Annotated in this window: 10 protein-coding genes; 3 read left to right on the forward strand and 7 right to left on the reverse strand. The window is 70.8% G+C overall.

The features are described 5' to 3' along the window. The first annotated feature begins 58 nt into the window (after positions 1-58). On the forward strand, positions 59-1,339 hold the full coding sequence (gene tgt / locus ABD250_RS09575) for a tRNA guanosine(34) transglycosylase Tgt (protein WP_182657983.1): 1,281 nt from the start codon (positions 59-61) through the stop codon (positions 1,337-1,339). Positions 1,340-1,603: 264 nt separating this feature from the next. Then, positions 1,604-2,227 (forward strand): hypothetical protein, encoded by a 624-nt coding sequence (locus ABD250_RS09580; protein WP_179524314.1) that lies wholly within the window; start codon positions 1,604-1,606, stop codon positions 2,225-2,227. Between the two features lie 16 nt (positions 2,228-2,243). Here ABD250_RS09580 and ABD250_RS09585 read toward each other — a convergent pair whose 3' ends face one another. The 3 genes from ABD250_RS09585 to gluQRS form a co-directional block, all read right to left on the reverse strand. Continuing rightward, positions 2,244-2,624 (reverse strand): CHY zinc finger protein, encoded by a 381-nt coding sequence (locus tag ABD250_RS09585; RefSeq protein ID WP_017836326.1) that lies wholly within the window; start codon positions 2,622-2,624, stop codon positions 2,244-2,246. Then, positions 2,621-3,430, reverse strand: coding sequence for a queuosine precursor transporter (locus ABD250_RS09590; RefSeq protein WP_095717136.1), 810 nt, complete (start codon positions 3,428-3,430; stop codon positions 2,621-2,623). Before ABD250_RS09590 ends, ABD250_RS09585 begins: the two co-directional genes overlap by 4 nt. Positions 3,431-3,622: 192 nt before the next feature. Then, positions 3,623-4,546 (reverse strand): tRNA glutamyl-Q(34) synthetase GluQRS, encoded by a 924-nt coding sequence (gluQRS, locus tag ABD250_RS09595; RefSeq protein WP_344391963.1) that lies wholly within the window; start codon positions 4,544-4,546, stop codon positions 3,623-3,625. A gap of 83 nt (positions 4,547-4,629) precedes the next feature. Between gluQRS and ABD250_RS09600 the strand changes: the two genes are divergently transcribed. Continuing rightward, positions 4,630-4,983, forward strand: a complete 354-nt coding sequence (locus ABD250_RS09600; RefSeq protein WP_344391965.1) for a 4a-hydroxytetrahydrobiopterin dehydratase — start codon at positions 4,630-4,632, stop codon at positions 4,981-4,983. Positions 4,984-5,030: 47 nt separating this feature from the next. Here the strand turns inward: ABD250_RS09600 and ABD250_RS09605 are convergent, their stop codons facing one another. From ABD250_RS09605 to nuoL, 4 genes are all read right to left on the reverse strand, one after another. Beyond that, entirely contained in the window at positions 5,031-6,266 is a 1,236-nt protein-coding gene (locus tag ABD250_RS09605; protein WP_425551892.1) for an IS30 family transposase, read from the reverse strand. Positions 6,267-6,358: 92 nt separating this feature from the next. After that, the gene (nuoN, locus tag ABD250_RS09610; protein ID WP_182658666.1) at positions 6,359-7,981 is read right to left on the reverse strand and encodes an NADH-quinone oxidoreductase subunit NuoN; all 1,623 of its coding nucleotides are present in this window, start codon (positions 7,979-7,981) and stop codon (positions 6,359-6,361) included. Then, on the reverse strand, positions 7,978-9,522 hold the full coding sequence (locus ABD250_RS09615) for an NADH-quinone oxidoreductase subunit M (RefSeq protein ID WP_182658665.1): 1,545 nt from the start codon (positions 9,520-9,522) through the stop codon (positions 7,978-7,980). The genes nuoN and ABD250_RS09615 overlap by 4 nt, the downstream gene beginning before the upstream one ends. Continuing rightward, positions 9,519-11,435 (reverse strand): NADH-quinone oxidoreductase subunit L, encoded by a 1,917-nt coding sequence (nuoL, locus tag ABD250_RS09620; RefSeq protein WP_344391969.1) that lies wholly within the window; start codon positions 11,433-11,435, stop codon positions 9,519-9,521. Before nuoL ends, ABD250_RS09615 begins: the two co-directional genes overlap by 4 nt. Between the last annotated feature and the right edge of the window lie 5 nt (positions 11,436-11,440).

Below are 11,440 nucleotides of genomic sequence, written 5' to 3' on the forward strand. Positions count from 1 at the left end.
GATTCCCCCATCGTAGGGCCGGGGCCGGGCCTCCGGACCGTCGTGCCACGATGGGACCATGTCGGATCACACGCCCCCCACCCCACGCGCGACCACCTTCGACGTGGGCTCGCGGATGGTCCTCGACGGCACCGCGGGGGGTCGCACCGGCGTCATCCACACCCCGCACGGCGACATCGCCACCCCGGCGTTCATCCCGGTCGGCACCAAGGCGACCGTCAAGACCCTGACGCCCGAGCAGGTCCGCTCCACCGGCGCGCAGGCGGTCCTCGCCAACGCTTACCACCTCTACCTGCAGCCCGGCCACGACGTGGTGGACGCCGCCGGCGGGCTCGGTGAGTTCATGCGCTGGCCCGGGCCCACCTACACCGATTCCGGCGGCTTCCAGGTGATGAGCCTGGGGGTGGGCTTCAAGAAGGTGATCGAGATGTCGGCGGGCGCAACCAAGACCCCGGACGACTCCGCCACCAACAAGGGCCAGGGAAGGCTGGCGAAGGTCGACGAGGACGGCGTCACCTTCACCTCTCACCTCGACGGCTCACCGCACCGCTTCTCCCCGGAGGTGTCGATGCGGATCCAGCACGGTCTGGGCGCCGACATCCTCTTCGCCTTCGACGAGCTCACCACGCTCATGAACACCCGCGAGTACCAGGAGCGGTCGGTCGAGCGCACCCGTCGCTGGGCGCAGCGCTGCCTCGACGAGCACGAGCGGCTGTCGCTGGAACGTGGACACCGGCCCGGCCAGTCGCTGTGGGGCGTGGTCCAGGGCGCGCAGTTCGAGGATCTGCGGCGCCGGGCCGTGCGCGGGCTGGTGGAGATGAGCGACCGCGCCGAGGCCGAGGGGCGACGAGGGTTCGGCGGCTACGGCATCGGTGGCGCGTTGGAGAAGGAGAACCTCGGCACCATCGTGGGGTGGTGCACCGAGGAGCTGCCCGAGGACCGACCGCGGCACCTGCTGGGGATCAGCGAGCCCGACGACATCTTCACCGCCGTCGAGAACGGCGCCGACACCTTCGACTGCGTGGCGCCCACCCGGCTCGCGCGCCACGGCGGGATCTACACCCTCGACGGGCGGGTCAACATCACCCGCGCCCAGTTCCGGCACGACCACACCCCGCTCGACCCCGAGGGGCCGTCCGAGGTCTCGCGCGAGTACAGCCGCGCCTACCTGCACCACCTGTTCAAGGCCAAGGAGTTCCTCGGTTCGACCCTGCTCACGCTGCACAACCTGGCGTTCGTGGTGCGGTTGGTCGACGAGGTGCGCGCCGCGATGGACGCCGGGCCCGAGGAGTACCTGGCGTACAAGTCCCAGTTCCTGGGGCGGTACTACTCGACGTAGCACCGCCCGCGCCTTACCCGGTCGGCGTCCGCCGGGCCCGTGCGCGCCTTCCTCGGGGGACGTCCCGCGGGGCCCGTCCGCGCCGATGACGTACGCGCCCTCTTCGGCTTATGCGGCCCCCCTGTCAGCCGCCGGAAGGGGTGCGCGCCGTCTCTGGACCATTCCGGACGCGCACCTCGGGTGAGGCGTCAGTGTCGGTCGCAGTCGCGCAGTCGCGCAGTCGCGCAGTCGCGCAGTCGCGCAGATGCGTGGAAAGCTGTCGGCATGGACCTTGGCGAGACTCTGGACGAGATCGATGCGATATACGCTCAGCGAACCGCTTTCGGAACCAATCCGATGGCGCCCACAGCTCCTCTGGGACCCTTCAGTCAGGCGGCGATGCAGGCCGCCGAGAATCTCCTGGTCAAAGCCCTAGACCGGATGGGGAGCGGCGAGCAGGACGCGGCGGAGCGACTGATGGGACGCGCGGCCGAGATCCCGTTCGATGACCACGAGGGGGTGTGGCCGGGACCCGAGGTGGCCGCGGATTTGCTCTACAACCTCATCGCGGACCATTCGGAGTTGCTCGCCGAGTTCGAGTTTGACGACGAGGGGAATGAACCCCCGATCGAGGTCCACCTGGGTATCCGGGAGATCAAGGGCCGGTTGAGCCCAGGAGAGGGTGAGGCACTGCGTGAGGTAATGCGTGAGATCCTGACGGTCGCGGGCGAGTACGGGATCGATCGCCACCAAGTGGGGCGACTGCGCGAGGTGCTCGAACTCCTGCCGCGGGGGGAGTACCACCGCGAGCTTCCAGGCGACGCCACGACCCAGCAGCGGCTGGACTCGATCGCCGCCGCGTGCCGCGTGTCTGCACTACTCCTCGAGACGTTCTACGGGGAGTACTGAGCCCGGGGTAAGAGAGTCAGCCGTCGAAGTAGATCGAGTGATGCAATGAGCAGCCCGGGTTGAACGGCGCCCTGCAGGCCGGGCACCCGTGTGCGTTCAGGTACTCGGTGATCGACAGCGTGGTCCGGCAGACACCGCACAGGATCGCCGGGGCGTCGAACTCGGCCCGCGGCCACGCCGAGACCGCGTGGTCAGCGGCATCGGCGTGGCAGCGGAAGCACGGGTAGAACTCCCGGCAGCAGTGGAAGCGGATCGCCACCACGTCGAGGGGCCCGCGGTAGTGGACGCAGCGGGTCTGGTCGTCGACGGTGGCGCCGAGCACCCGTATCGATGCGCCGCTCCCGTCGCGCCCGACGCCCGAGCCGCCGCCACCCGCGCCCTCGTCGTGGGAGGTCATGCCCTCGAGTCTGCCAGGGGCGATCGCGCCACGGTCGATCCGGCCAGGGCGGTCTGATAGCTGGGCTCGCGCTTCTTGATCCACGCGATCACGACGTACGTCACCGGCAGCAGGACCGCCTCGACGAGGGTCTTCCAGACGAACCCGATCACCACGTAGTTCCAGTAGTCGCCCGACCCGAGGACCATGCCCAGGGCGGGTGCCGCGATGGTGCAGAAGACGATGGTGTCCGCGAGCTGGCCGACCACGGTTGAGCCGAGCAGCCTGGCCCACAGGGTCTTCTCACCGGTGCGGCGCTTCATCCACACCAGGACGTAGCTGTTGAGCAGCTCGCCCACCACGTAGCCGGCCAGGCCGGCCAGGAAGAACTGCGGGATCACGCCGGCGACGGCCTCGAACGCGTCCTGGTTCTCGTAGAACGGGGCCGGCGGCAGATGGACGGTGAACGTGAAGCTCAGCGCCGCCAGCGCCAGGACGGCGAAGCCCGAGAGGACGACACGGCGCATCGCCTTGAAGCCGTACACCTCGCTGATCACGTCGCCCAGCACGTACGCCAGCGGGAAGAGCAGGAAGGCGCCGTCGGTGACGAGACCGTCGAGGCTGAGGAACCCGAGTTCGAAGCTCAGGTCGGGGAAGAGCAGGACGCCCTTGGTGCCGGTGACGTTGCTGATGAGCATGACGCCCACGAACAAGGCGATCAGGTAGCCGTAGTACGGGCTGGCGACGGTGGCGAAGACCGCGCGGTCGGTGCCGCTGCGGTCGTCCCGGGCGTCGGGGGCGGGGCTGGTGGGGGTCGGGTCGGACATGGTCGGGTCGGAGGAGTCCCGGGTGCTGCGCGCCGGCTCGGGAATGGTCCCGTCCGGCCGCCCAGGCCCGCGAGGATCAGGGTTCTGCTTCGATGAAGTGGTCACGGGCGTCGATTATCCGCGCAGACGCGCCCGACCGGCGAATCCACCGATCGCGCGACGTCCACCTCTGCGAACGTCCGGGCCCGACGGTCAGGCGACGACCCAGGGGCCGGATCGCAGCGATGCGGGAGAGACCACCCCTCGCAGGGCGTCGATCGAGTCCGCGCCGGGCGGTCCACCGAGTGACGCCACGATCCGGGCGACGGCCGCCCTCGTCGTCGTCCCCTCCAGCGCCAGGTCGGCCAGGGTCACCGCCCCGTCCCGCTTGGCCAGGCGCTCGCCGGCGGCGTTGACCGCGAGCGGGACGTGGACGTACTCCGGCCGGCGCAGGCCGAGGAGGTCGGCCAGATAGGCCTGGCGGGGGGTGGAGGGCAGGAGGTCCTCGCCGCGGACGACCTGGTCCACGCCCTGGTCGGAGTCGTCGACGACGACGGCGAGGTTGTACGCCCACACGCCGTCGCCGCGTCGCAGCACCACGTCGTCCACAACGCCTGTATAGGGGCCGTGGACGAGATCGTCGACGGTGAGCTCGGGGAGACCGGCACGCAGCCGCAGGGCGGGCACGCGGCCCGGACCGAGTGCTTCTCGTCGGGCTGCCCGCTCGGCCTCGGTCAGGTTTCGGCAGGTGCCCGGGTACGCGCCGGGCGGGGAGTGGGGGGCACGCGGTGCCTCGGCGATCTCGCGGCGCGAGCAGTAGCACTCGTAGACCAGGCCGCTGTCGGTGAGGCGGCCGGCGGCGGCGGCGTAGGCCTCCGCGCGCTCGGACTCCCACATGATCTCGCCGTCCCAGTCGATCCCGATCGAGGCCAGGTCCTCGAGCTGCCGCTCGGCCACGCCGGGGCGGGCGCGCGCGGTGTCGAGGTCGTCGACGCGCATCCGGAACGCGCGACCCGAATCGCGGGCCAGCACCCATGCCACCACCGCGGTGCGCAGGTTGCCCAGGTGCAGGTCACCCGATGGGCTGGGGGCGTACCGGCCGGCGCCGCGGGGAGGGTTGCTGGCGGGGGAGTCCACGTCCTCAGGGTAGGCCGCGCGCCCGGGGAGGCCGGACGCGGCGGGACGTGCCGGGCGCGGCGAGAGGTGCCAGACTGGGCGGTATGAGCGCAGACGCCGACAACGCACGCCCCGACGCCGACGACCGGACCCGCCTGACCGAGGAGCAGATCGTCGAGGTCCTGGCGGACCTTCCCGGCTGGGCGCTGTCCGAGGGCTCGCTGACCTACACCGCGGTGTGCGAGACCCCGCAGGCCGCGATCAATCTGGTCGCCGCGATCGGGCAGGCCGCCAATTCGCAGGATCATCACCCGGACCTGCTGTGGAGTTACGACGAGGTGACCCTGGACCTGCGCAGCCACGACGTCGACGGCGTGACCCGGCGGGACCTGCGGCTGGCCCGGTCGGTCTCGGCGTTGTCCGGGGAGTTCGACGCCACGCCGCTGGGCATGGACTGACCTACCCCATCGAGAAGAGCGTTCCGCACACTTGCTCTCGGGCAGTCTCAGGTAGCTAGCGCAACACCGTCGATTAGTTCGGTCATCTTCGCATGGGGACTGTGGAAGCCGAGGGTTTCTCGGGGGCGGATGTTGAGAAGGCGCTCGGTCTCGGCGATGTCGGCGTCGCTGAGGGTGTTGAAGTCGGTGCCCTTGGGGTAGAAGTCCCGGATCAGGCCGTTGGTGTTCTCGTTGGATCCGCGCTGCCAGGGCGAGTGCGGATCGCAGAAGAAGACCGGGCAGCCGGTCTTGACGGTGAACGCGGCGTGCGCTGCCATCTCGGTGCCCTGGTCCCAGGTGATCGTGGCCACCAACCGGGAGGGCAACGCCGCGATCATCTGCGCCAGAACGTCGGTGACGGTGGCGCTGTCCCGGCAGCCGGGAAGCCTGCCGATCAGCACGTACCGGGTCTGGCGCTCGACCAGGGTGACGATGCCGGAGTTGTTCGGCCCCACCACCAGATCGCCCTCCCAGTGCCCGGGAACGGCCCGGTCCTCTACCTCGGCCGGCCGGTCGGAAAGCCGTGCCCCCTGCAGCCACGGGCGGGAGGTGCGCGGTGGCAGCTGGGAGGCGGGAACGCGGCCCTTGCGCCCCGATCGCAGCGCCTTTTCGACCTTGAGCTCCTGCCGCAGCGCACCCTTGCCCTGGACATATAAGGCCTGGTAGATCGTCTCGTGGGACACGTGCATCTCCGGCTGCTCGGGGAACATCAACCGCAGCTGGCCGGCGACCTGCTCAGGTGAGAACCGTTGGTTCAACCGGGCGATGACCTCGCCGCGCAGCTGCGCGGTCTCCAGCTTGCCCGGCCGGCAGCGTGCGCGCTTGCCCAGGGCCAGCAGGTGGGCCAACCGGGCGTCGTAGCGTCGCTTGCCCCAGTGCTCGAACGAGTGGGCAGCAAGCTCCCGGCAAATCGTCGAGGCGGCCACCCCCAGACCCCGAGCGATCGCCCGCACACCGGCCGGAGTCGGCAGCTCGAACATGGCCTGGATATAGACCCGGTCGAACAAGCTCAACCGGCGATAACTCGCCAACTTCTCCAAGGGTCGCTGGGTCCCGGCCGTCCCGGGATCCACGCCCACGCCACCGTGCCGGCCCAAGTCAAACGTCATGCCCGCCAGCTTGGCCCACCTCCACGCCGTAGCCACGCTGACACCCCACTGCGCCGCGGCATCACGCCCGCTACTTCCCTCGAGCAGGGACCGACACACCCCCGCCCGCAGTCTCCAGTCCAACTCTTGAGCCACCACACACCCCGATCAGTCAGGGTGTTGCGCTAGCTCCTGGAGACCACCTCGGCAGATGCGGGCGGAACGCTCTTCTCGACGAGGACTGAGGCTCACCAGGCGAACGCCGAGGCGGCCTCTGCCAGATCGAGAAGCGGCTGTGGGGCGATCCCCAGTGCCAGCGTGAGCACCGCGGCGGTCGCGACCACGGCCAGGGTCACCGGTTGGCGGGCGAACGCCACGCCCGAGCCGGCGCCAGCCGAGCCCCCCGAGCCCCCCGAGCCAGCGCCACCCGAGCCCCCAGAGCCCGAGCCGCCCTCGCCCGAGCCGCCGGAATCGGCGTCGCGGAAGAACATCATCACGATCACGCGCACGTAGAACGAGGCCGCGATCGCGCTGGCGAGCACGCCTATCACCACCAGGGTCACCGCGCCCCCGGCCACGGCCGCCGAGAACACGGCGAACTTGGCGATGAACCCGCTGGTCAGCGGGATCCCCGCCAGGGCCAGCAGCAGCACCGCGAACGCGCCCGCCACCAGCGGCTGACGCCGACCGAGTCCGGACCAGGCCCGCAGGTCGCTGATCTCGGCGCCGTCGGCGTCCCGGACCAGCCCGGCCACCGCGAACACGCCCACCGTGCTGACGGCGTACGCCGCGAGGTAGAACAGCATCGCGGTCGCCCCGGCGGCCTGGACCGCGATCACCCCGGTGAGCAGGAACCCGGCGTGGGCGATGGAGGAGTAGGCCAGGAGCCGCTTGACGTCGTTCTGCGCGACGCCCACGATCGTCCCGACGATCATCGTCAGCGCCGCGATCACCCACAGCACGGGCGCCCAGTCCGCCTCGAGCCCCGGCACCGCGGTGTGGAAGAAGCGCAGGATCGCGCCGAACGCGGCGACCTTGGTGCCGGCGGCCATGAACGCGGTGATCGCGGTGGGCGCGCCCTGGTAGACGTCGGGCGTCCAGGTGTGGAACGGCACGGCGCCGACCTTGAACAGCAGGCCCACCGACATCATGGCCACGCCGATGAGGATCAGCGGGCTGGCGCCCTCGGCCTCCACGACGTCGGCTATCCCTCGGAAGTCCACGGTCCCGGCGTACCCGTACACCAGCGCGACGCCATAGACGAAGAACGCCGAGGAGAACGCGCCCAGGAGGAAGTACTTGACCGCGGCCTCCTGCGAGAGCAACCGCCGTCGCCGGGCCATCCCGCACAGCACATACAGCGGCAGGGAGAGCACCTCCAGCGCGATGAACAGCGTGATCAGGTCGTTCGCCGCGGGGAACAGCATGAGGCCACCCGTGGCGAACAGCGCGAGCGGGAAGACCTCGGTCTGGGTGAACCCGGCGCGTTCGGCGTCGCGTTCGCCCGAGCCGCCGGGGGCCACGGCGGCCTGGGGGGCGAAGCCCGCGAGCACCTTCCTGCGGGAGGCGGACGGGATGACGGTGCGCTCACCGATCAGCAGGCCGGCGCCGAGGGCGACGAGCACCGTGAGGCCCTGCAGGAACAGCGCCGGGCCGTCGACGGCGACCGCCCCCTCGGCCGTGACGATCCTGGTCCCGGCCAGGAGGACCACCGAGGCGAGCGCGGCGGCGAGACCGCCCAGGTAGACGACCATCTGTGTGGCATAGCGGCGCCGGGCGGGGACGAACGCCTCCACCAGCACGCTGACGATCCCCGCGCCGAACACCACGAGCAGCGGCGCGAGCGATCCGTACGCGATCTCCGGGGTCATCGGGTTCCTCCCACCAGTGCGACGGTGTGGGCGACCGCCGGTTCGATCACGTCCAACGCCGGCTGCGGGTAGAAGCCCAGCACGATCAGCGCCACCACCAGCGGGATCACCACCACGAGTTCCCGGGCGTCGAGATCCGATGTCCGCGCGAGCCCGGGTGCCGGGGGTCCGCCCATCACCCGCTGGTAGGTCCAGAGGATGTAGATCGCCGCCAGGACGAAGGTGCTCGTGGCGAGCACGGCGGCCACCGGGTACGGGCCGAAGGTCCCGACGAACACCAGGAACTCGCTGACGAACGGGGCCAGCCCGGGCAGCGAGAGCGTGGCCAGGCCGGCGATGAGGAACGTCCCGGCCATCACGGGCGCGACCTGCTGTACGCCGCCGTAGTAGCCGATCTCGCGGATGCGGTGCCGGCGGACGAGGAACCCGGCCACCAGGAACAGTGCGGCCGTGGCGACGCCGTGGTTGACCATGTAGAGCGCCGACCCGGCCGCGGACTGCTCCGTGCGCGCGAAGATCCCCAGGATGATGAACCCGAAGTGGGAGATGGAGGCGTAGGCGATCAACCGGAGCAGGTCGGTCTGGGCGATGGCCATCACGCCGCCGTAGACGATGCTGATCACCGCCAGCGTGACGAGCACCGGCGCCGCCGTGGCGGCCGCGTCCGGGAACAGCGGCAGGCTGTAGCGCAGCATCGCGAACGTGCCGACCTTGTCCACGACCGCCATCATCAGCACCGCGGAGGCGGGCGTCGCGGCCACGGCCGCGCCGGGCAGCCAGGTGTGGAACGGCCACAGCGGCGCCTTGATCGCGAAGGCCAGGGTGAAGGCCGCGAACATCAGCAGCGCCACGCCGGTCGTGAACTCGAGCCGGCCGTCCGCCACGGCCGCGGTGATGAGGCGGTAGTCGAACGTCCCACCGTTGTCGGGCCCGATTCCGGCACGGGCGGTGAGCACGTACAGCCCGATCACCGCGACGAGCATGACCAGGCCGCCGAGGAGGTTGTAGATGAGGAACCGCACGGCCGCCGCCGCCCGGTCGGCCCCGCTGGAATCGCTGCGGCCGAAGCCGCCGATGAGGAAGTACAGCGGGATGAGCATCGCCTCGAACGCGACGTAGAACAGCAGCACGTCCAGACTGGTGAACGCCACCAGCGCCAACCCCTGCGTGGCCAGCATCAGCGCCGGGTACGCCTGCGCGCGGCGGCTGTCGGACGCGGCGACGTCGTGCCACCCGGCCAGCAGGAGCAGTGGCATGAGGGCGGCCGTGAGCAGGACCAGCACCAGCGCGATCCCGTCGAGTCCGAGCGTGTAGGAGGCGCCGAAGGCGGGGATCCACGGGCGGGACTCGACGAACTGGTGGGTCTCGCCGCCGGGGTCGAACCCCACCGCGAGCGCGACCGCCACCGCCAGCACGACGAGGGAGGTGGCCAGGGCGAGGGGCCTGGCCGCGCGTCGCGCGCCGGAGGGGAGGATGACGACGACGAGGGCGCCGATCAGCGGCGTGAGCCACAGCGCGGAGAGCAGACCGAGCCCGTTCACAGCACACCTCCGGCCGACATGGCGGCGATCATCAGGGCCGCGCCGAGGAGCATGTACAGCGCGTAGGAGCGGGTGAGTCCGGATTGCAGGAGTCGGCCGCGGGCGGACAGGAGCCCGATCGCCGCCGCGACACCGCCGGTCGCGCCGCCCACGACCCTGCGGTCGACCACCGCGGTGCCCGCGACCAGGGCCTGCCCCGGCCGCATCAGCACACCCTCGTTGACGGCGTCGGCGTAGAGGTCGCGGCGGGCGGCGCGGGTGAGCGCGGAGACCTGCGAGGGCGCCCGCTCCGGGATGTTTGCGCGGCCGTACCGTCGCACGGCGACCGCCACCCCGGCGGCCACGACCACCAGCGAAGCGGTGGTGACCAGCCACACCGGCACCACGTGCTCGGCGCTGTGCTCGCCCACGACCGGGGCGAGCCAGCCCTCGAGCCGCCCGCCGATCGCGAGCAGGGCCCCGGAGAGTACGGAGCCGACCGCGATGAGGATCATCGGCGCCGTCATGGACACCGGCGACTCGTGGGGATGGGCTCCCTCGCGCCATCGCTGTCGGCCGAAGAAGGTCAGGATCATCACCCGCGTCATGTAGAAGGCGGTCAGGCCGGCTCCGAGGAGCGCCACCGCGCCGAGCAGGTATCCGGCCGCCCCGCCGCCGCCCACGTCGAACGCCGCGGAGATGATGCCCTCCTTGGAGTAGAAGCCGGAGAACGGTGGGACGCCGATGATCGCGAGGTAGCCGAGTCCGAAGGTGACAAAGGTGACCGGCATGACCGCGCGCAGGGCACCGTAGCGCCGCATGTCGACCTCGTCGTCCAGCCCGTGCATCACCGATCCCGCTCCGAGGAAGAGGCCGGCCTTGAAGAAGCCGTGGGTGAGCAGGTGCATGATCGCCAGGGCGTATCCGGCGGGGCCGAACCCGGCGGCCATGACCATGTATCCCACCTGGCTCATGGTGGAGGCGGCGAGCACCTTCTTGATGTCGTCCTTGGCGCAGCCGATCACGGCGCCGAACAGCAGTGTCACCGCGCCGACCGCGATCACCGCCGTCCGCGCCGCCGGGGCCGCGTCGAAGATCGGGTTGGCCCGGGTGATCAGGTAGACGCCGGCGGTGACCATGGTGGCCGCGTGGATCAGCGCCGAGACCGGGGTTGGGCCCTCCATGGCGTCTCCGAGCCACGACTGCAGCGGCACCTGGGCGGACTTGGCGCAGGCGCCCAGCAGCAACAGCAGGCCGAGCGCGGTGACCAGGCCGGTGCCGACCCCGGGCTCGGCACCGTCAGTGCCGCTGATGGCGGCGAAGACGCCGTCGAAGGACAGGGTCCCCAGCTGCGTGACCATCACCATCAGGGCCACGGCGAGCCCGATGTCCCCGACGCGGTTGACCAGGAACGCCTTCTTGGCCGCCGTGGCCGCGGACGGCTTGTGCTGCCAGAACCCGATGAGCAGGTAGGAGACCAGGCCCACGCCCTCCCACCCCAGGTAGAGCACCAGGAAGTCGTCGGCCATCACCAGCAGCAGCATCGCGGCCAGGAACAGGTTGAGGTAGGCGAAGAACTTGCGTCGCGCGGGGTCGGCGGCCATGTACCCGGTCGAGTACACGTGGATGAGCAGGCCGACGCCGGTGATCAGCAGCACGAACACCATGGAGAGCTGGTCCAGTCGCAGGCCCATGTCCACGTGGAGGTCGCCCACCGAGATCCAGGTGAACAGCGTCTGTTGCAGGGTCCGGTCGACGGCCTCGCGGCCGGCCATGGCGGCGAACTGCCAGGCGGCCGCGCCGAAGGCGGCGAGAGCGGTGGCGCAGCCCAGCAGGTGTCCCCACGGGTCGCTGCGGCGGCCCAGGAGCAGCAGGAGGGCGGCGCCGAGCAGCGGCAGGCCGGGGATCAGCCACAACGTCACATCAGGAGTCATCCGCG

Source organism: Dietzia cercidiphylli (assembly GCF_039531545.1).
Classification (GTDB): domain Bacteria; phylum Actinomycetota; class Actinomycetes; order Mycobacteriales; family Mycobacteriaceae; genus Dietzia; species Dietzia natronolimnaea.

Coding starts and splice junctions, on each gene's coding strand:
- ABD250_RS09600 (WP_344391965.1), top strand. CDS start 4,630: ATGAGCGCAGACGCCGACAACGCACGCCCCGACGCCGACGACCGGACC.
- ABD250_RS09580 (WP_179524314.1), top strand. CDS start 1,604: ATGGACCTTGGCGAGACTCTGGACGAGATCGATGCGATATACGCTCAG.
- nuoN (WP_182658666.1), bottom strand. CDS start 7,981: ATGACCCCGGAGATCGCGTACGGATCGCTCGCGCCGCTGCTCGTGGTG.
- ABD250_RS09590 (WP_095717136.1), bottom strand. CDS start 3,430: ATGTCCGACCCGACCCCCACCAGCCCCGCCCCCGACGCCCGGGACGAC.
- ABD250_RS09585 (WP_017836326.1), bottom strand. CDS start 2,624: ATGACCTCCCACGACGAGGGCGCGGGTGGCGGCGGCTCGGGCGTCGGG.
- tgt (WP_182657983.1), top strand. CDS start 59: ATGTCGGATCACACGCCCCCCACCCCACGCGCGACCACCTTCGACGTG.
- nuoL (WP_344391969.1), bottom strand. CDS start 11,435: ATGACTCCTGATGTGACGTTGTGGCTGATCCCCGGCCTGCCGCTGCTC.